Source organism: Sphingomonas sp. UYP23 (genome assembly GCF_054059235.1).
Genome location: NZ_JBSSBX010000001.1, coordinates 3,791,273 through 3,809,389 on the forward strand (window position 1 = coordinate 3,791,273; position 18,117 = coordinate 3,809,389).

An 18,117-nucleotide genomic window follows, 5' to 3' on the forward strand; every position below is an offset into this window, starting at 1 on the left:
CGACGTGCCGATCATGCCGTGGCGATGCGCACCAGCGGACGCCCGACGGTCGTGCCCTTCACGACGCGCACGAGTTGCTCGGGTGCGCTGGCCAGCCCCTCGGCGACGTCCTGAACCTCGACCAGTTCGCCTGACGCGATCAGCGGCGCGGCGAGCGCAACCCATTCGGCCTGGCGCGGGAAATAGTCATAGACGATCAGCCCGCGGACCGTCGCGCGCTTGCCCATCAGCATGCCGGCATTGAGCAACGCCGGGCTGCCGTCGGCATAATGCTGCGCGAGGCCGCACAGCACGATCTGGCAATTGACGCGCATCCGCGGGATCGCGACGTCGAGCACCTTTGCGCCGACATTCTCGAAATGGACGGTGATCCCGCCGGGCGCCGCCGCGGTGAGTGCGTCCTGCCAGCCGTCGAGATGATAATCGATGCAGTCGTCGAAATGGTACGAGTCGCGCGCGATCGCGACCTTCTCCGCGCCGCCGGCAATGCCGACGACACGCGCGCCGGCGATTCGCGCGAGTTGCCCGGCGGTGCCGCCGACGCTGCCCGCCGCGGCGTCGACGCAGAACAGATCGCCCTCGCCGACGGTGGCGAGCTGCGTCACGCCGGCCCAGGCGGCGAGGCCGGGCATGCCGAGTACACCGAGATGTTCGGCCATGCCGGCGGTGTGATCGACGCGGCGCATCACCTTGGCAGGGACGATCGCTTCTTCGGCCCAGCCGGCATGGCCGACGACATGATCACCGGGCGCGAAGGCGGGATCCTCGGACGACAGCACGATCGACACGCTTTCGCCGGGCAAGGCTTCGCCCGGGGCGGGGGCGGCGTCGCCGATATGCCGCCCGCGCAGCCGCTGCCCGACATACGGGTCGAGCGCGAGCCAGAGCTGGCGGACGTGGAGCATCCCCGCCGGTGGGCGGTCGGGCAGCGTACGCTCGATCGTGGTGAAGTCGCTCACCACGGCAGGGGCGGTAATGGCGTGGGCGAGGACGATCTCGGATACGGTACGGCTCATGCGGTCGGTTCCAATATGGGGGAGCTGAGGAAGGAAGGGGCGAAGGCCGGGATCTGCATCAGCCGATCTCGATCAGTTCGAGCAGTTCGCCGGCCGGCCCGCGCACCGTCGCGGCGCGACGCCCGGCGTAGAACGGGCCGGCGCGCACCACCGGCGGCGTGATCCAATCGAGCGCGCGGCCCTCGAACCGATCGACCGCGAGCGTGACCAGCGCGTTGCCCGGCGGCAACGACCCCGCCGCGGTCCCGCGCGAGGTGGCCACAGCGGGATAATCGTCGATCTCGACGATCGGCAGGCGGTGCTTCTGCGCCATGCTGAGCGTGGTCATCGTCGTGGCGGGCAGGCCGAAGGCGGTGTTGATCATGCTGTACGGGATTGTGTATGTCCCGCCTTCCTCCAGCCCGAGCATTTCGGCGTACCAGGCCATCGTCGCCGCCCGATCGGGCGTGGCGAGGATGACGATGAACAGGTGGTCGACCGGCGACATCGCGCGCGGCAGGTCGGAGGTCGGCGTGTCGAGCCGGACTTCGTTGAGATAGATCATCTCGCGCCCGCGCCCGAGCATCTGCATCGCGACGAAATAGGGCAGGCCGGGGATTTCCTTGGGCGCGCCCACGATCTCGAACCCGCTGCCGGCAAGGCGATCGGGCCAGCCGAACACGTCCTGCACGGTCAGTTCGTACGCCGCCCAGCCATAGGTGCGCGTCGGCACGAAATCGGCGGGGAGCGGCTGTTCCACCAGACGCAGGAAGCACGGTACGCCGCTCGCTGGTTGCAGCGTGGCGAAGCGCGCGCCGGCATTGGCGGGGCAGCCCCAGCTTGCCGCGAGATCGGCGGGGAGGGTGCCGCTTTCGATCAGCTTCAAGCCAAGCCGGTCGCGATAGTCGCTGATCGCCGCATCGAGATCGGGCGTCGTCGCAACCCCGCCGAGGATCCGGCCGTGCGTCAGGAAATCGCTCATTCGGGCACCTTCCCGCCAAAGTCCGGCGCGCGCTTGGAGAGGAAGGCGCTGACGCCCTCGGCGAAGTCGGGCTGGGTGAAGGCCTCGGCGAACAGCGTGGCGGTGGCGGCATCGTCATCGGCCTGGCCGTCGAGGATGCGGCGGACGATCGCCTTGGACTTAACCGTGCTGTGGAGCGAATTGGCCGCGATCATCTCGGCGAGCGCCAGCGGGTCGGCATCGACGAGATCGACCAGCCCGATGCGCAGCGCTTCGCCGGCATCGATCAGCGCGCCGGTGAACAGGATGCGCTTGGCCTGCGACGGGCCGACCAAGTCGACCAGCAGCTTGGTGTCGTGCAGCGAATAGACCAGCCCGAGCTTGGCCGGCGTGATGCCGAAGCGCGCGGCCGAGGTCGCCACGCGTAGATCGCATGCGATGGCGAGACCACAGCCGCCGCCGACGCAATCGCCCTCGATGAACGCGATCACCGGCTTGGCGGCGCGCGCGAGGACGTGCTGCGCGCGCGATCGCCGCCTGGTTCGCCGCGCGCCAAGCGGGATCCTGCGCGCCTTTCCCGAACTCGCCAATGTCCGCGCCCGCGCAAAACGCGCCGGGCTCCGCCGCGCGCAGCACCAGCACGCGCACCGCGGGATCGGCCATCGCCTGCTCGACCAGGGCGGGCAGCGCCTCCCACATCGCCTGGGTGAAGGCGTTGCGCTTGGCCGCGCGGTCGATCAGCAGATGCGCGACCGCGCCTTTCGTTTCGAGCCGTAGCGTCATGCCGGGTCGACCACGGCCAGATGCTGCGCGATCTCGCGCCGCGTCGCGATCCACACGTCGTCATGCGCGCGGACGTGCTTGAGGAATTCCTCGAACGCCCAGATTCGCCCCGGCCGCCCGATGATGCGCAGGTGCAGCCCGAGCGACATCATCTTGGGGTTGCCCGCCTGGCCTTCGCGATAAAGCTGGTCGAAACAGCCCTTGGCATAATCGAACCACGCTGCCGGGGTGTAGGCCGGGTCGGTCCACATCTTCATGTCGTTCGAGTCAATCTGGTAGGGCACGATCGCGATCGGCTTGCCCGGCACCGTGGTGCGATCCCAGAAGGGCACGTCGCCCGAATAATCGTCCATATGATAGGCGAACCCTGCCTCGATCAGCAGCCGGCGGGTGTTGTCGGTGTGGAAATAGCGGCTCAGCCAGCCATAGGGCCGCGTGCCGGTGGTGGCCTCGATCGAGGCGACCGCCTTGGCGATGAAGTCGCGCTCGGCGGCTTCGTCGAGCTTGAACTGGTGGACCCAGCGCCAGCCATGGCTGACCGCCTCATGGCCGAGCTCGCGGATCGCCGCAGCGATCTCGGGATGGTTTTCGAGGCTGAGCGCGGCGACGGTCCAGCTCGCCTTGACGTCGTACTGCCGCAGCAGTTTCACGACGCGCGGCGCACCCGCCTTGATGCCGTAGAGATAGTTGGACTCGTTGCCGTAATTGCGGATCGGCGCCTTGATGTGGATGCCGAGCTCGTCGACCGGCTCCATCCCGCGATCGCCGCGCGCGACGGTCATTTCCGAGCCTTCCTCGACATTGACCACCACCAACACCGCGATCTTGGCGCCGTTCGGCCAGTCGATCCGTTCCTCGGTCAGCTGTGCGGGCATCAGTGCATCTCCTCGCCGCCCGAGACGTTGAGCGCCTCGCCGGTCACGTAAACGGCATCGTCCGAGGCGAGCCACGCGCAGGCGGCGGCGGTGTCGGCGCCGTGGCCAGGCCGCCCGAGCGGGTTCTTCGCCGCCATGTTGGCGACATACGCCTCGACGCTGTCGAACCCGAGCAGCTTCGAGAAATAGGCATTCTGTTCGGCGCCGAGGCCCGTGGTGACGTGGTTGGGGCAGACCGCGTTGACGGTGATGCGGTGCGCGCCGAGCTCGAGCGCCGCGGCGCGGGTCAGGCCGACCATGCCGTGCTTCGAGCTGACATAGGCGGGCAGATGCGGGAAGCCGGTCTTGGCCGCCTGGCTGGCGATGTTGATGATCCGCCCGGGCTTTCCGCCCGCGATCATCGCTTTGGCCGCGGCCTGCGTGCAGTAGAAGGCGCCCGACAGGTTGACCGACAGGACCTTGTCCCAATCGGCCGGATCGACCACGAGCAGCGGCTGCATCATGAAGCCGATCCCGGCATTGTTGACGAAAATGTCGAGCGACCCGAACCGTTCGACCGTCGCGGCAACCAGCGCGGTGCACGCCGCCGCATCGCTGACGTCGCAAGAGATCGTCGCGACTTCGGCGCCACGTGCGCGCAGCTCTGCGGCGACACCCTCGGCCTCGGCGCCGATCGTCACGTCGGACACCACGCAGGAGGCGCCCTCGTCGGCGAAGCGCTGGAGGATCGCCTGGCCGAGGCCCTTCTCGCGGCCCGAGCCGGTGACGACGATCGTCTTGCCGGCGTACCGCATCACAGATCCTGCGTCAGGATGAACTGCGGCGCGTCGGCATAGTCACCGAACGCCGCCGACACCTTCTGGAATGCCTCGGTCGAAATCTCGGCGACGAACGGGTCCATCGCGGTGATGTCGATCACCTCGACATAGTGGTACGGCGATGGCGCGTCGCTGCCGAACAGGCCGGTCGCGCGGTGGACGCTGAAACGCTCGACCGAGCCGAGCGCGTTGCAGCTGGGAATGTCGATCTGCTTCGCCCAGGCTTCATAGGCGGCCGGGTCCACACCGGGCTTCAGATTGAACAGGACGACGATACGCATCGGTTTCTCCTCAGAACAGCAAGGGTGGGGCGTAGCCGGCAAGCCCGTGGTCGAGCGTGCGGGCGAGCGCGAACAAAGCGGCTTCGCTGCCCGCTGGCCCGACGATCTGTACCGCGACCGGCAGGCCATGTGCGTCGCGCCCGGCGGGGATCGACAGCGCGGGCAGGCCGGCGATGCTGGCGAGCGCGGTGAAATCGGCCTGGTTGACGGGCGCGCGGGCGCCGTGCGGGAAAGCGGCCTGTGGGGCGGTCGGCAGCAACAGCACGCCGTCGCTGCCGATCGCCGCGCGGATCACCTCGCTGGCGGCGGGGAGCACCGCCGGGTCGAGCGTCGCGCGGTCAGCATAATCGAGCAGCCAGTGCAGCCCGTCCGACAGCCGCTCCGCCGCGCTGCTGCGCTGCGTGCCGAGATCGCGCGACAGCTCGCGTGCGACGGTGACGAAGCCTGCGGTGCGGATTTCGCCGAGCGGGAGCGCGAGGGATTCTGGTGTCAGGTCCGATAGCAGTGCCGCTGCGCGCCGGTAGCCGTTCAGCACGGCCGGCTCGCAGGTCACGCCGCCCAGGTCTTCGAGCGTCAACAACCGCGTCGGTGCAGCAAAGGCGCGCAGCCCGGCGAGTGCCGTCCACACTGCCTCGAGATCGGCGAGCGGCCGCGCCAATGCCCCGATCGCGTCGAACTGGCGCGACAGCGGCACGAGGCCGTCCGCTGGGATCGCTCCAGTGGTGGGCTTGAGACCATACACGCCGGTATAGGCCGCCGGAATCCGCACCGATCCCAGAGTGTCGGTGCCGAGCGCGGCAACGCACAGCCCGGCCGCCACCGCCGCGCCGCTGCCGCCCGACGATCCGCCCGGCGTCGTGCCCGCACGATGCGGGTTGCCGGTGCGCCCGAACCAGACATTGTCGGTGGTCGCGCCGAGGGCCGCCTCGTGCATGTTGAGCGTGCCGAGCACGATCGCGCCGGCAATGCGCAGCCGCACGACGACCTCGGCATCGCGCTTGGCAATGATTGCGCGGCGCAATTCCATCCCGGCATTCCAGCTGAGCCCGGCGACGGCGATGTTCGATTTGACCGCGACCGGCACGCCTTCAAGCGGTCGCAGCGTGCCGGCCGCGACCCGCGCGTCGCTCTCCGACGCGTCCGCCGCAGGGTCGAGGTCCACATAAGCGCCGAGGTCGGGGTCGACGTCGGCGATCCGCGCGCGCTGCGCCGCCAGCACCGCCGACGGCGTCACCGCACCCGCACGATAGGCGGCGTGCAGGTCGGCGATGCCGAGTCGGTGCCAGGCGGTCATGTGCGCTGGTCGATCAGTCGGATCGGCTTCTGCCGCACATCGACCTGCGTCATCGCGGCGGTCCCGCCCGGTTCCACAAGCTTGACGAGCACCTCGACGCCGAGGCCCTGGCGCAGCAGCGCACCGATTGCCGTGGGATCACTGCCGCCGCGGGTTTCGAGGATCACCGTCATGTCCTCGCGCTGCGTCGCGGGGTCGCGCGCCAGCGTGCAGACGAACTCACCGGGCAGCTCGTGCTGATCCTCGAGGATCGCGCCAATCGCCTGCGGGAAGACGTTGATCCCGCGCAGCTTGACCATCGCATCGCTGCGCCCCTTGAAGCCGGCGATGCGCTTGAACGCCATGCCGGTGTCGCTCGGGCCGGTCAGTTCGTGCGTGACGTCATGCGTGTTGAAGCGGATGCACGGCGCGATGTCGTCCTTGAACAGGCAGGTGACGACCATGTCGCCGGTCTCGCCCGCGGCGACGGGGGCGCCGCTGTCGATGTCGAGCAGTTCGAGATATTGCGCATCTTCCCAAACATACAGCCCGTTGCGGTCGGGCCCTTCGCCCGCGATCGCGCCGGTATCGCCGACGCCGTACCAGTCATAGGCCTTGGCACCGCCCCATGCCTGCTCGACCGCCGAGCGATCCTCGGTGCCGAGATGTGCGCAGATCATGCGGATGTTGAGCCGTTCGATCAGCCCTTCCGCGCGGGCCACCTCTGACAATTTGCGAAGATAGTCGATGAAGCCGGCGAGGACGGTAACGCCGAAATCGGCCATCAGATTGACCTGCGCGACCGAGCGCGTCTCGATTCCCGTACCGGCCGACAGGAAGATCGCGTTGGTGAAATGCGTGACCGCCTCGCGGATGTAATGCCCGCCGTTGATCATTCCGTGGCCATAGACCGACTGGACCACGTCCGAGGATCCGAGCCCCTGCCAGCGGTACATGCGCCCGACGAGCAGATTGGGCACCTCGCGCCCCTTTGGCCCGAACAGCAAGGGCTGCGGACGCCCGGTGGTGCCCGAAGTGGTATGGAAGATCACCGGCGGCCGATCCGCGCCGCCCATGCCCGAGAAATCGCCATAGGGCGGGTAAGCGGCGACCGAGGCCATGATGTCGGACTTGTCGTAGACCGGCAGCTTGGTGATGTCGGCGAGGCACTGGATATCGCCGGCCTCGATGCCCTTCGCGCCCCACAGCCGCTGATAGAACGGGATCTGCCAGCCGCGCCGCATCAGCGTGCGGAATTGCGCGTCCTGCAGCGCGAACAGCTCGTCGCGGCTCATGCCGGTATAGCGCGCAACAAAGGCGTCGCCGACCGGATAGGCCTTGAGCATCGCCTGGATGTCGATCGTCTCATGATAGGTCGGAAAGGTCATGCCGCCTCCGGTTGGGTGAAATAGCCGAGCGGGTCGTCGAACAGCCGGGGATCGAGGTCGGGCAGCGCCAGCACACGCGCGAGGTCGCGCTTGGCGTCCGCCTGGGCGGGGGAGAGCGGGGCGTCTGGCGCGCCGAGCGTGTGCGGCACGTGACGTTCGATGCGACGGCCGTCGGCGAAGGTGATGTCGACGATCTGCGGCGACAGCGCGTTGGGATCGGGATTGGCGTCGGCGACGATACGGATGCGGTTCGCGAGGCCCGCGACTTCCGGCAGCGCGAACGTCTCTGGCGTGAAGCGGCGTGGGTCGATCCGGCCGTCGCGCAGCATGAGCGCCGCAAGCAGGGGCAGGCAGAGACGCGCATAGGCCGGGGTCATGTCGGTGCGGAACGGGCGGCCGACGAGGCGGGCGACCAGCGGTGGCACACGCGCTTCGATCCTGGCGACCGCCGCGGCCTCGTCGCGCGACAGCGTGTCGAGCACCGACAGGACGCCGTGGCTCGCGCGGCCCGACGGGAACGGCTTGGTGCTGACCTCGGCGATCTGCCACGTGCCGAGCGAGTCGGTGTAGGTGGACAGCGCGCCGCGGTCGAATAGCGCGAAATAGCCGAACGGCCCTTCGAGCGCATCGTGGGGTCCGGTCAACCCGGCGCTTACCAGATCGACCGCCTGCACCGCGCTCCGTGCGGCTCCGGCGACCTGCAGCGGCAGCGCGATCGATCCCTCGACATGCGCCTGCATCGTTCCCGCGCAGGACGAATAGGCGAGCCCGAGCACATCATCGAAACCAGCGCGGGGCAGTTGCTCGATCCGCGCGACGGCCAGCGCCGCGCCGATGCAGCCAGCTGTGGCGGGGCGGAAGAAGGTCAGCGGCGATGTCGCGGCGATGCCGAGCCCGCTGGCCACATCGACACCGACCGCGATCGCGGCGAGTGCGGTTTCGGCATCGCAGCCGCCACGCCGGTCGATCGCGGCGGCGACCGCCGCGGTGACGACCGAGAGCGCGTGCACCACGGCGGGCTCGTGCACCGCGTCCCATTCGAGACAGTGAATGCGGAAAGCGCTGACGAATGCACCCGAGGCGGCGGGCAGGCGGGCGCCACCGCCGACCGGTCGGGCATCCGTGCCTGCACCCCAGCTCGTTGCCGCTCGAAGCAGGCCGTCCGCGCCGGGCGCGGTCGCCCCCGCCGCGCCGACCGCCAGCGTGTCGGCGAGCAGCCTCAGCGTGTCGGCTCGTATCGCTGCCGGAAGATCGTGCGCCGCATGTGCGAAATCGAGCAGGCCGGTGGTCGCACTCATAGCCACGCCGCCAGCCAATCGAGCACCGGTTGCGTATCGTCCGCCTCAAGCGCTGCGGCGAGGCAAGCATCTATCCCGGCCGCATCCACGCCGCCCCAGGCGAGCAAGGCGTGCGCCTTAGCGATCACTCCGTCGCGCGACAGCGGCCGTTCGGGATCGCCGCGCGTGTCAATTAGCGTGACGCTGCCGTGCGTGGTGCTGACGCGCGCGCCGAAATGGGCAGGGAAGCGCGTGGTGAACTCGGCATCTTCGCGAACGGTGACACGCGCGCGGGTCGCGGCAAGCGCTTCGATCGCGGCGGGTTCGAAATCGGCGAGCTGCGGCACGCCGCGCTCGATCACGATCGCAACCGCATACTGCAGCGAGAATTTGGCGTCGAGCACGCTTGCAGGATCGGGCCGGTCGCAGAAGGTCAGCGCATCGGCATAGGTCTCGACGGTGACCACGCCGTCGAGCAAGCCTTGCGCCTTCAGCTCGAGTGCGGCGTCGATCGCGGGATGCGCATGGCGGCATGCGCCCCACGGCTTGAAGCTGACCGCCTCGATCTGCCAGCCTTGCGCCAGCGTCAGCGTTTTCGGCGTCGTGCAGGTCGCCGCGTACAGCCCCTGCGGTCCTTCGAGGATGTGACGCGGCCCGCGCATGCCGAGCGTGGCGAAATGCGCCGCGCGCGCCCCGGTCTCGACCGCATGCGCGACATGCCATTGCTTGGCGTCGCCCGGTGCGTGCCGCATCTGCCAGAGCCCGCCGCTGACCGATCCGGCAAGCCCGAGCGCCGACGCCAGCGTCGCCGCATCGCCGTGCATCAGGCTCGCCGTGGTGGCGCCGAACACGCCCGCGGTCGCGGTGTTGTGATAGAAGGCATAATGCCGCGCATCGAGCGTCGCGCCGACCGCGATCATCGCCTCATAGCCGCGGACGCCTGCGTCGAGCAGTGCCGCCATCGGGCGTGCCGGCCCGGCCAGCGCCGCCGGCCACACCACCGGCCCGGGATGCAGGATCGCGGCGCGATGCACGTCGTCCATTTCGAGCACGTTGCCGAGCCACGCCGATCGCGACAGCGCCGTGCCATCGCCGGCCAGCGCCAAAGCCACCGATCCGCGCCGCGCCGCACCGACGCAGGCCAGCCAGTCGAGCAGATGCAGTCGCGCGCGATCGCGCGTCGCGGCTTCGACCGGGCGCAGGACATGCGCCGCGATCTGCTCGGTGAGGGTGGGATCTAGCGTCATTTGCCGAGCTCGGGCGCCGGGGCGGCCGTCCAGCCGTCGCCCCCGAAGCGGATCGCTGGCGCAATCTGGTGCGTCCCGTCGGCGGCGATGACCAATCCGCGCGCCGCGACGTTCGGCTCGGCAAAGGCTTCGGCGAAATCGAGCACCGGCGCGAAGGCCACGTCGCGATGGGCGAACCATTCGATCCAGGCGTCACGCGTCTTGGTCGCGAAGGTTTCGCGCAGGAAAGCCGTCAGCGGCGCCTGTGCCGCCCCGGTCGGCAGATCGCCAAGCGGAATCAGATCCTCGCGCTCGAGCGCGGTGAGCAAATTCCGGATGAACTTCGGCTCGCGCCCGGCTTTGTTGCATAATTACGAGAGAGCATGACCGACGTTTTACTTGAAGATGTTATTGGATGCGGACGGTCACCGGCGTTCCTATTTCGGAGAACCGATTGAGAATTGCAGCACGGACTTTGAGCTCGGTAATCTGACGATCGAAGGTGCGGGCGACAACGCGCTGGCCCAGGAGTTTGAAGCAGTGCATTTTGGTCTCGACCAGACTGCGGCGATGATAGCCGCTCCACTTTTTCCAGATTGCGCGACCAAGCCGCTTTGTCGCGCGTAGCGCTCCATTGCGTGCATCGACGCCGGGACCGCCTTCTGCCCATGGTTGCCCGTTGCGGCGGACCGGGATGACCGCATCGGCACCGCGCCCGGCAATAGCGGCATGGCAGTCCCTGGTATCATAAGCGCCATCTCCGCCGACGCTGAGTATCCGCTCGTCTCCGGGAATTTGCGCCAGGAGAACGGGCAGCGTCGGTGCGTCACCAATGGCATTCGTCGTGACCTCAATGGCCCGGATATCCAGCGTCCCAGCATCAATCCCGAGATGCACCTTGCGCCACTGGCGACGGTAGGACGGTCCGTGTTTGCGCGTCTTCCACTCGCCTTCTCCCGTCATTTTGATCCCGGTGCTGTCGACCAGCAGGTGCAGTCCGCCCGAGCTGATCCGCCCGCCGAGGTTGACCTTCAACGTCTTCTGCCGTCGGCACAGCGTCGTATAATCCGGCACCGACCAATCCAGCCCCGCCATTTTGATCAGGCTCGAAACCAACCCCGTCACTTGCCGCAAAGGCAGGTTGAACAGCGTCTTCAGCGTCAGGCACAGCTCTATCGCGCTGTCTGAAAACCGCATCGGGCGACCAGGGCGACCACACGGCTTCGAAAGCCAGTGCATCTCCGGATCAAACCATATTTCCAGCGACCCACGCCGCTTCAGCGCCGCATTATACTCAGGCCAGTTCGTCGTACGATACACAGGTGCGGCAGGTTTGGGCATTACGCCTATCTATACCGCTCGATTCCCTGCGTGAATCCCCGCCATCAGTTTTGCAACAAAGCCTGCACGAACTGTCGGGCAGCGCGCTGCCGCGGATCATCCGCGAGGGGTATCGCGTACTCGCGCCGGGCGGGCTGATGTTCCACCTCGAGCAGCCCGCTTACACCGACGCGATGCCGCTCTACGAGCAGTTCATCCGCGACTGGGATGCGTTCAACAACAATGAGCCGTTCTGGTCGGCGATGCACGCGCTCGACGTGCCGCAGATCATGGTCGATGCGGGTTTTGCGCCCGACAAGCTGTTTACCACTGGCGTGCGCGCGGTGGTCGATACCAAGGTGTTCCCGCAGGTCGAAAGCAAGGGCGAGGAAGATCATGGCCGCGCCGCCTTCTGGCATGCCTATGGCGCGTGGAAAAACGATCGGAACGACGCATGAGCGATGACGGCCTCGACTGGATCACGCTCGCCGGCAAGCGCGCCAAGGGCAAGGGCCCGGAATATTTCGAAGACCCGGCGGTCGACCGCTTGCTGTCGATCGTGATGGCGCTGGTCGCCGAAGTCTCGGTCCAGCGCCAGCGCGGCGACACGCTCGAGCGGCTGCTCGAAGCCAAGGGCGTGCTTACTCGAGCCGAGATCGAACGCTACGCGCCCGACGCCGATGCCGGCTACGAACGCGGCGTCGCGACCAAGGCCTATATCGCGCGCGTGATGCGCGGCGTGCAGCAAGCCGTCGAGGCGATGGCGGCCGATGACAAGCCTGTCGAACAGGTCAGCAAGGAATTGAAAGAGCTATGATCGCGCACCGCAGCATCCGTGGCAAAATCCGCTACACCTCGAAGAAGCCCGACATGCTCGACCAGGAGCGCGGCCGCGAATGGTTCGCCTTCACGCATCATGGCGACGGGTCGGTGGTGATCCGCGCGCAGTGCGAGATCGACGAACCGGCACCGACCGTGCTGCGCGACGTGATCTACGCGATCGGCCCCGACGGCAAGCCGCAGAATTTGCATGTCCATTTGATGGTCGGCGATACCTTCATGGGCTCGGGCTGGTTCAACGTGACGCATAGCGAGACCGGCGGGACGATCGAATGCGAGAGCTTCGGCCCGTCGATCGGCCGCCTGTCGCAGACCGTCAAGTTCGATGGTGCGATCGACGGCATGGGCACGCATCCGATCGTCAGCGATGGCTTCATGACGCGCTGCATGGATCTGTCGAAGGGCCCGCACCGCCGCGCGATCCGCGCGTACCTGCCGTCGCCCGATCATCGTGGCGCGACGCCGCCGATGATCGCCGAGGTGGTGATCGACATGGAATATGTCGGGGAGGAAACCGTCACTGTCGGCGCCGGCACCTTCGCGTGCCGACACTATCGCTATATCGATGCCAGCGAACACGGCATGGGCGGCGTCACGCATCCGACCTACGAGATGTGGGTGACCGCGGACGACGACTCGATCTTCGTCCAGGGCGGCGTCGGCGGCTATATGCAGACCTGGTACGAACTGGTCGAACTCGACCGCTGAGCCGGCCCGCGCGACGCACCTCGGCGCCGCGCCACGGGCGTGTCGCGATCATTTCTCCGGACTGGTTATCAGCATGAAGATTACCCGCCATTTCGTCGATGTCGGCACGCGCCGCTGTCATTATCGTCGCTGCGGGGCGGGGCCGGTGTTGCTGATGATCCACCAGAGCCCGCGCTCGTCGGCCGAATATGCGGCCTTGATGCGGCAATGGGGCGAGACGTTTACGTGCATCGCGCCGGATTCGCCCGGCTTCGGCCAGTCCGATCCATTGCCGGGCGATCCCTCGATCGATGATTTCGCCGACGCGCTGGTCGATCTGCTCGATGCGCTCGGGCTCGAGTGCGTGCCGGCCTATGGCTTCCATTCGGGCGGCATCATCCTGGTCAACGCACTCAAGCGCCATCCGGAGCGTTTCGCGGCGCTGGCGATCGGCGGCTATGCGATCTGGACGGCGGAGGAGATGCAGTCCTTCTCGGATTCCTATCTCCCGGCGTTCCAGCCGCAGCCCTTCGGCGAGCATCTCACCTGGCTATGGAACCGCATCCTCGAACAGAGCTGGTTCTTCCCGTGGTTCGCGGTCGAGCCCACCAAGCGTCTGCGGAGCCCGCACGACGACCCCGCCAAGGTCGATGCCGTGGTGCGCGAAATGCTCGATTCGGGCGATGCCTATCGCGCCGGCTATGGAGCGGTGCTGCGCGCGCCGCGTCAAATGCCCGATCCCGGCGACATCACCCGGCCGGTGCTGATCACCGCCTATGACGGCGATCCACTGCAAGACCATATCGATCGGCTCGGCGCGCTGCCGAGCGGCTGGGCGGCCCAGAAGGTCGCGACGCCCGAGGCGCATCAGCAGGCGAGCATCGATTTCCTCGCCGCCTATCGCGAGCCGATGCCCGACCGGCTCGGTGAGGTCGCCGACGCGGGGTTCATCGCGGAGCAGGCGCCGGGCTTTGACGGGCTCCTTCACTGGCGCGGTACGCGCGCCGCGCCGCTGCTGGTGCACGGTCCCGGTCGCGCGCTGGAATTGCTCGGGCAGGGGGCGCTGGCGATCGACCTTCCGGGGCATGGCCTGTCCGATCCGTGGACAGGCGCGGCGCCGACCGACCGGCAGGCAGTGATCGCCGCCGCGATGCGAGCGCTCGGCGCCACGACCATCGCCTATGAACCGCTCCCGGCGGGGGATCCGGCGCGCCTCTATCCCGATCTCACACCCGATCGTTTCGGCGCGTATCTCACCCGCGCCTGGTCGATCGTGCGCGCCGCACGGCTCTTTTCGCCCTGGTATGCACCCAGTGCAGAGTCGGCGCGCGATTTCGATCCGGCCACGCTTGTGCCCGCGCAGCTGGCGCTGGAGCATCGCGCGCTGCTGCGGTCGAGCGCGGCACGCGAATGGCACGTCGCTCGTGCCGTAATGGAGGCTTTCGATGGGAATGCGTAAAGCGACGCCGCGGCTCGTGCGATTGGCGCGCGTTTGAGGTCGCATAAGCAACGCTGCGCTTGATCCATTTAATATCGTTATCTAACCCGCACCTTACGACGTTTCCGAACGCGCGGCGCGACCGCGCTGGCTAACCGTCCTGATGGTGGCGGGAACGTCTAATACGGGGTGAGAAATCGATGGGACCGCAAAAATCGGGCAAGCCGCGCCCCGCAAAGGCGGGCGTCGCGCCATCCAGGCCGCGCTATGTTCAGTTGGCAGACGAGATCCGCACCGCGATTTATTCCGGCGCGCTGACGGCGGGTGCGCATTTTCCGACCGAGAGCGCGCTGTGCAAGGCGCACGGTGTCAGTCGCTTCACCGTGCGCGAAGCGTTGCGCCGATTGGAGATCGAAGGTCTGATCTCGCGCCGCCGCGGGTCGGGCACGATGATCAAGGCCGCCTCGGCACGCGGTGGGACGCTCCACCAGCCTTTGTCGAACGTCGGCGAAATTCTGCAATACGCCCGCGATACGCGCAACCGCTACGCCCCGTGCGGCATGACCAGGGTGCCGCGCCGGGTGATCGATCGCATCGAGGGCAAGGTCGAGGGCGAATGGCTCCACTATCGCGGCCTGCGCACGCGCGAGGGCGAGGAAAAGCCGATCGCCGCGGTCGATGCTTATATCTATCCCAGCCAGGCCGCTCTGGCCGAGCAGCTCGATCTCGAGGGCGCGACGCTGTTTCGACAGGTCGAGCAGATCACCGGCATCGCCGTCGGGCGCGTCACGCAGGATATCCAGGCGGTGCCGGCGAGCGGCGAAGTGGCGCTCGAGCTCCGCATTCCGCGTCGCAGTGCCTGCCTGCGGGTGCTGCGCTGCTATTATGACGTCGACGACCGGCTGTTCGAAATCTCGGTCAGTCACCACCCGGGTGACCGCTTCGCCTATTCGATGCACATCGACGTCGATAGCTAGCCGCTCAACCGAACCGGCCTTCCACGCCCTGTCCCTATCCATGTGTGTCCGCCGGGAAGGCCCGGCGGGAGTCGGCGCGTACTCAGGCGCGCCACAGCGGGATTCGCGTGAAAACCGCGACAAATCCTATTGCGGCGCAGGGCTAAAGCTGCTCAAAGTTGTCCGGACAAATTAGGGAGCCGGGGATATGGGCAAGGTTGTCCGCAGCTATGTAGACGGGCGGCACGGGCAGATGCATGTCCGCATCGCGCGGCCTGATGTGCCGAGCGCAACGCCGCTGATGTGCATTCACATGAGCCCGATGAGCGGCCGCGTCTTCGAACGCCTGCTCCCCGCGATGGGGCAGGACCGCGTTGCGATCGCTTTCGATACGCCGGGTTTCGGCATGTCCGATGCGCCGCCCGCACCGCCGGAAATCGAGGAGTATGCCCGCGATCTCCTCGCGGGGCTCGACGCACTCGGCATTGCCGGGCCGGTCGATCTGATGGGCTATCATACCGGTTCGATGATCGCGGTCGCGTTGTCGCGCATCGCACCGGCGCGCGTGCGCCGCGTGCTGATGGTGTCGGCGCCGATATTTCTGGAAGACGAGCGCCGCGAATTCCGCACCTATTACCGACACCGCGAACCGGAGGCGGATGGCGGCCACATCCTGCGCCGCTGGAAGGGCTTCCTCTATCATCATCTGCGTCCCGGCGTGACGATCGCCGAGATCAATGATGCCTTTCGCGAGGCGCTGCTCGGCGGCAATCTCGAATGGTGGGGGCATCGCGCCGCCTTCAATTACGATCTCGCCACCGATCTCGCTTTGGTCGAGCAGGCGGTGCTGATCCTCAACACCGGTGACGATCTCGATCAGCAGACGCCGCGTGCCCAAGGCGTAGCGGCGCATTCGCGGATCCTCGATGTGCCCGGCTGGGGGCATGGCTTTGTCGACCAGCATACCGGCGATGTCGAACAGGTCGCACGTGCCTTCTTCGACGCGGCCGATGGTGCCGAGTTTGCGGGCGTGGCCGCGCCGCCATCGGCCACCGCGCCGCGCTTTCCCGCCCGTGCCGCGAGTTTCGCACCGCTCGACATCGCCCCGGCGACGCCCGCCTGATCGGGCCACAGGAAGCACATCATGTCTCTCGCGTATCCCACCTTGCTGTTCGTCCACCTGCTGCTGTTCGTGTTGTGGCTCGGCGCCGATGTCGGCGTGTTCGTGTTGGGGCAGCATTTCCGCAAGCGCACGGTCTACACGCTGGACCAGCGGCTCGCGCTGCTGAAGCTGCTGGTCGAGGTCGATATGGTCCCGCGCACCGCCTGGGCGCTGATGGTGCCGATTTCGCTGTCGGTCGTACGGCTCGGGGGATTCTGGCTGATGCCCGACGGGCTGCTGGTCGGCGCGTGGGTCATCGGGGCGATATGGATTTGGCTGGTGTGGGATGCGCACCTCCACGATCAGACACCGCGCGCCAAGCGCGACCGCAGGATCGAATTCTCTTTGAAGATCGCGCTGGCCGGTTTCTACCTTGTGCTCGGTGGCGTGTCGTTGCTGCATGCCGCGCCGCTCGCCGCGCCCTGGCTCGCGATGAAGGCGCTGATGTTCGGGCTCATCTTTGCGGCGGCGATCATGATCGACGTGGCATTCAAACCCGTCGGCTCCCTGCTCGTTCGACTGGTGGCCGAGGGTTCCAGCGACGCCACGGAAGCGCCGTTGCTGCGCACGATGAACCGTACGCGATGGTGGGTATGGACGGTCTATCTGCTGTTGCTCGTCACCGCCTATCTCGGTTTGGTCAAACCGTTTTGAGAGACCGCATCGACGACCGGCATTGACGACCGTCCAGTTGAACACACCGACGGCGTCAATTGGTCTCGTCGATCATCCGGTCTGTCCGCTTTAAAAAGGCGAGGGCGCGATCGTGAGCGGATTGGCCTTCACCATCGAGACAAGCGCATTCCAGAAGGTGTAGGCGAGCGCCGGAGCCTATGCGGCGTAGGACGACCCAGCGCGGGCATGATGGTCGGACGCAGAGACGCGATCGCGGCGCCCGACGCCGTCTGGCGCGAACACGCGTCGGAACCGGCAGCCGGGGCGGCGCCGCCTTCCCGTGTTGAACCGGTCCTGACCGCGTTGCGTGTGCGGCGGCCGCAGGGCGTCGTCAGCGCAGCCTCGGCGGGCGCCGGGAGTCGTGGCCCGCCGCGCTCGATCGCATCCGGCGCGTATCGCCGCGGACCCGTGCCGGTCGAAGCGAAAGCCCTGCGCCCATCGCGCAGTTCGGGTGACCTCAGGCGATCAGTTATCGCGCTCCGCACGCTTGCGATCGGCCTTCTTGGCGCGGCTGATGGCGGCTGCACGCTCCCGCGCCCGCTTTTCCGACGGCTTTTCGTAGTGGCGACGCAGCTTCATCTCGCGATAGACGCCTTCGCGCTGCAGCTTCTTTTTCAGCGCACGGAGGGCCTGGTCGACATTGTTGTCGCGGACGATGATCTGCATAAGGGGAGCGCTTTCGGGTGTCGGTCGTCTGGTACAAACCTGCGCCATACTGCGATGAATGGATTACGCCAAGCCGCCATCTGCGATAATCAGCGCGCACGCTTGTGGTGGCAGCCAGGAGCGTCACCCGCTAGGGAAGCCGGATGTTCAGTCTCGATGCGCAGATCAGCTCGGCGGCAGAGCAGGACCGGCTCCTGCGTCAGCTCGCGGTAGAGGAGGGCGCGACGCTCTTCCTACGTGAAGGGATCGGCGCGATCGCGACCGTCCGAAGCGAACTCCGCGCCGCCGATTCCCTGGCCGAGCGTCGGTATCTGCGATTGGTCGTCGTCGAGCTGGAACGACTGGATCGTCAGGCGCGCCGAACGACCGTGCGTGCCCGTCCAACGCTCGGCGCGAAACTGACAAGCGGTTTGCGGCGATTGGTACGTTAGCTATAGCTCGCGGATAGGCAGCGGATCAGGGGGCGGTTCGTCGCCCCGTTGATCATGCTTTCTAT

20 protein-coding genes and 1 pseudogene are annotated in these 18,117 nt (G+C 67.3%); 8 read left to right on the plus strand and 13 right to left on the minus strand.

Features of this window, described 5'->3' with window-relative positions:
• Positions 1 to 11 precede the first annotated feature (11 nt).
• The 12 genes and pseudogenes from ACVWYO_RS18710 to ACVWYO_RS18765 form a co-directional block, all read right to left on the minus strand.
• On the minus strand, positions 12 to 1,016 hold the full coding sequence (locus ACVWYO_RS18710) for a zinc-binding dehydrogenase (RefSeq protein WP_457353363.1): 1,005 nt from the start codon (positions 1,014 to 1,016) through the stop codon (positions 12 to 14).
• Between the two features lie 58 nt (positions 1,017 to 1,074).
• Positions 1,075 to 1,977 carry a hypothetical protein gene (locus ACVWYO_RS18715; RefSeq protein WP_457353365.1) on the minus strand — a complete coding sequence of 301 codons (903 nt, stop codon included), beginning with the start codon at positions 1,975 to 1,977 and terminating at the stop codon, positions 1,075 to 1,077.
• Positions 1,974 to 2,739 (minus strand): annotated as a pseudogene (locus ACVWYO_RS18720) (enoyl-CoA hydratase/isomerase family protein). Before ACVWYO_RS18720 ends, ACVWYO_RS18715 begins: the two are co-directional and overlap by 4 nt.
• Positions 2,736 to 3,614, minus strand: coding sequence for a polysaccharide deacetylase family protein (locus ACVWYO_RS18725; RefSeq protein WP_457353367.1), 879 nt, complete (start codon positions 3,612 to 3,614; stop codon positions 2,736 to 2,738). The pseudogene ACVWYO_RS18720 and the gene ACVWYO_RS18725 overlap by 4 nt, the downstream one beginning before the upstream one ends.
• A complete protein-coding gene (locus ACVWYO_RS18730) occupies positions 3,614 to 4,408 on the minus strand; it encodes an SDR family NAD(P)-dependent oxidoreductase (protein WP_457353369.1) in 795 nt (264 codons plus the stop codon). The genes ACVWYO_RS18725 and ACVWYO_RS18730 overlap by 1 nt, the downstream gene beginning before the upstream one ends.
• Entirely contained in the window at positions 4,408 to 4,713 is a 306-nt protein-coding gene (locus tag ACVWYO_RS18735; RefSeq protein ID WP_457353371.1) for an REDY-like protein HapK, read from the minus strand. The genes ACVWYO_RS18730 and ACVWYO_RS18735 overlap by 1 nt, the downstream gene beginning before the upstream one ends.
• A gap of 10 nt (positions 4,714 to 4,723) precedes the next feature.
• Positions 4,724 to 6,007: an amidase gene (locus tag ACVWYO_RS18740; RefSeq protein WP_457353373.1), complete on the minus strand. Its 1,284-nt coding sequence runs from the start codon at positions 6,005 to 6,007 to the stop codon at positions 4,724 to 4,726.
• Positions 6,004 to 7,374 (minus strand): phenylacetate--CoA ligase family protein, encoded by a 1,371-nt coding sequence (locus ACVWYO_RS18745; RefSeq protein ID WP_457353375.1) that lies wholly within the window; start codon positions 7,372 to 7,374, stop codon positions 6,004 to 6,006. Before ACVWYO_RS18745 ends, ACVWYO_RS18740 begins: the two co-directional genes overlap by 4 nt.
• Entirely contained in the window at positions 7,371 to 8,672 is a 1,302-nt protein-coding gene (locus ACVWYO_RS18750) for an MmgE/PrpD family protein (protein WP_457353377.1), read from the minus strand. Before ACVWYO_RS18750 ends, ACVWYO_RS18745 begins: the two co-directional genes overlap by 4 nt.
• Positions 8,669 to 9,898: an MmgE/PrpD family protein gene (locus tag ACVWYO_RS18755; protein ID WP_457353379.1), complete on the minus strand. Its 1,230-nt coding sequence runs from the start codon at positions 9,896 to 9,898 to the stop codon at positions 8,669 to 8,671. The genes ACVWYO_RS18750 and ACVWYO_RS18755 overlap by 4 nt, the downstream gene beginning before the upstream one ends.
• A complete protein-coding gene (locus ACVWYO_RS18760; RefSeq protein ID WP_457355053.1) occupies positions 9,895 to 10,215 on the minus strand; it encodes a CoA transferase in 321 nt (106 codons plus the stop codon). The genes ACVWYO_RS18755 and ACVWYO_RS18760 overlap by 4 nt, the downstream gene beginning before the upstream one ends.
• A 70-nt stretch (positions 10,216 to 10,285) precedes the next feature.
• Positions 10,286 to 11,218 (minus strand): IS5 family transposase, encoded by a 933-nt coding sequence (locus tag ACVWYO_RS18765; protein ID WP_457348219.1) that lies wholly within the window; start codon positions 11,216 to 11,218, stop codon positions 10,286 to 10,288.
• Positions 11,219 to 11,268: 50 nt separating this feature from the next.
• Here ACVWYO_RS18765 and ACVWYO_RS18770 point away from each other — a divergent pair, with 50 nt between their 5' ends.
• From ACVWYO_RS18770 to ACVWYO_RS18800, 7 genes are all read left to right on the plus strand, one after another.
• Entirely contained in the window at positions 11,269 to 11,655 is a 387-nt protein-coding gene (locus ACVWYO_RS18770; protein WP_457353381.1) for a hypothetical protein, read from the plus strand.
• Positions 11,652 to 12,014 carry a hypothetical protein gene (locus tag ACVWYO_RS18775; protein WP_457353383.1) on the plus strand — a complete coding sequence of 121 codons (363 nt, stop codon included), beginning with the start codon at positions 11,652 to 11,654 and terminating at the stop codon, positions 12,012 to 12,014. Before ACVWYO_RS18770 ends, ACVWYO_RS18775 begins: the two co-directional genes overlap by 4 nt.
• Positions 12,011 to 12,745 carry a hypothetical protein gene (locus ACVWYO_RS18780; RefSeq protein WP_457353385.1) on the plus strand — a complete coding sequence of 245 codons (735 nt, stop codon included), beginning with the start codon at positions 12,011 to 12,013 and terminating at the stop codon, positions 12,743 to 12,745. The genes ACVWYO_RS18775 and ACVWYO_RS18780 overlap by 4 nt, the downstream gene beginning before the upstream one ends.
• Positions 12,746 to 12,818: 73 nt before the next feature.
• Complete coding sequence (locus tag ACVWYO_RS18785; RefSeq protein ID WP_457353387.1) at positions 12,819 to 14,183, plus strand: alpha/beta fold hydrolase; 1,365 nt, start codon at positions 12,819 to 12,821, stop codon at positions 14,181 to 14,183.
• Positions 14,184 to 14,437: 254 nt separating this feature from the next.
• Positions 14,438 to 15,139, plus strand: coding sequence for a GntR family transcriptional regulator (locus ACVWYO_RS18790; RefSeq protein WP_457353389.1), 702 nt, complete (start codon positions 14,438 to 14,440; stop codon positions 15,137 to 15,139).
• A gap of 187 nt (positions 15,140 to 15,326) precedes the next feature.
• Complete coding sequence (locus ACVWYO_RS18795) at positions 15,327 to 16,241, plus strand: alpha/beta fold hydrolase (protein ID WP_457353391.1); 915 nt, start codon at positions 15,327 to 15,329, stop codon at positions 16,239 to 16,241.
• 21 nt (positions 16,242 to 16,262) lie between these two features.
• Positions 16,263 to 16,934: a hypothetical protein gene (locus ACVWYO_RS18800; protein WP_457353393.1), complete on the plus strand. Its 672-nt coding sequence runs from the start codon at positions 16,263 to 16,265 to the stop codon at positions 16,932 to 16,934.
• A gap of 486 nt (positions 16,935 to 17,420) precedes the next feature.
• Here ACVWYO_RS18800 and rpsU read toward each other — a convergent pair whose 3' ends face one another.
• Positions 17,421 to 17,621, minus strand: a complete 201-nt coding sequence (gene rpsU, locus ACVWYO_RS18805; RefSeq protein WP_140850385.1) for a 30S ribosomal protein S21 — start codon at positions 17,619 to 17,621, stop codon at positions 17,421 to 17,423.
• Positions 17,622 to 17,764: 143 nt separating this feature from the next.
• On the opposite strand from rpsU, the gene ACVWYO_RS18810 reads away from it, so the two are divergent.
• Positions 17,765 to 18,052, plus strand: coding sequence for a hypothetical protein (locus ACVWYO_RS18810; protein ID WP_457353396.1), 288 nt, complete (start codon positions 17,765 to 17,767; stop codon positions 18,050 to 18,052).
• The last annotated feature ends 65 nt before the right edge of the window (positions 18,053 to 18,117 follow it).

Excerpts from the sequence above, each read along its gene's own strand:
- ACVWYO_RS18750 (WP_457353377.1), bottom strand. The coding sequence starts at position 8,672 with ATGAGTGCGACCACCGGCCTGCTCGATTTCGCACATGCGGCGCACGAT.
- ACVWYO_RS18795 (WP_457353391.1), top strand. The coding sequence starts at position 15,327 with ATGGGCAAGGTTGTCCGCAGCTATGTAGACGGGCGGCACGGGCAGATG.
- ACVWYO_RS18740 (WP_457353373.1), bottom strand. The coding sequence starts at position 6,007 with ATGACCGCCTGGCACCGACTCGGCATCGCCGACCTGCACGCCGCCTAT.
- ACVWYO_RS18730 (WP_457353369.1), bottom strand. The coding sequence starts at position 4,408 with ATGCGGTACGCCGGCAAGACGATCGTCGTCACCGGCTCGGGCCGCGAG.
- ACVWYO_RS18785 (WP_457353387.1), top strand. The coding sequence starts at position 12,819 with ATGAAGATTACCCGCCATTTCGTCGATGTCGGCACGCGCCGCTGTCAT.
- ACVWYO_RS18780 (WP_457353385.1), top strand. The coding sequence starts at position 12,011 with ATGATCGCGCACCGCAGCATCCGTGGCAAAATCCGCTACACCTCGAAG.
- ACVWYO_RS18725 (WP_457353367.1), bottom strand. The coding sequence starts at position 3,614 with ATGCCCGCACAGCTGACCGAGGAACGGATCGACTGGCCGAACGGCGCC.
- ACVWYO_RS18715 (WP_457353365.1), bottom strand. The coding sequence starts at position 1,977 with ATGAGCGATTTCCTGACGCACGGCCGGATCCTCGGCGGGGTTGCGACG.
- ACVWYO_RS18775 (WP_457353383.1), top strand. The coding sequence starts at position 11,652 with ATGAGCGATGACGGCCTCGACTGGATCACGCTCGCCGGCAAGCGCGCC.
- ACVWYO_RS18735 (WP_457353371.1), bottom strand. The coding sequence starts at position 4,713 with ATGCGTATCGTCGTCCTGTTCAATCTGAAGCCCGGTGTGGACCCGGCC.
- ACVWYO_RS18755 (WP_457353379.1), bottom strand. The coding sequence starts at position 9,898 with ATGACGCTAGATCCCACCCTCACCGAGCAGATCGCGGCGCATGTCCTG.
- ACVWYO_RS18765 (WP_457348219.1), bottom strand. The coding sequence starts at position 11,218 with ATGCCCAAACCTGCCGCACCTGTGTATCGTACGACGAACTGGCCTGAG.
- rpsU (WP_140850385.1), bottom strand. The coding sequence starts at position 17,621 with ATGCAGATCATCGTCCGCGACAACAATGTCGACCAGGCCCTCCGTGCG.
- ACVWYO_RS18800 (WP_457353393.1), top strand. The coding sequence starts at position 16,263 with ATGTCTCTCGCGTATCCCACCTTGCTGTTCGTCCACCTGCTGCTGTTC.
- ACVWYO_RS18710 (WP_457353363.1), bottom strand. The coding sequence starts at position 1,016 with ATGAGCCGTACCGTATCCGAGATCGTCCTCGCCCACGCCATTACCGCC.
- ACVWYO_RS18745 (WP_457353375.1), bottom strand. The coding sequence starts at position 7,374 with ATGACCTTTCCGACCTATCATGAGACGATCGACATCCAGGCGATGCTC.
- ACVWYO_RS18810 (WP_457353396.1), top strand. The coding sequence starts at position 17,765 with ATGTTCAGTCTCGATGCGCAGATCAGCTCGGCGGCAGAGCAGGACCGG.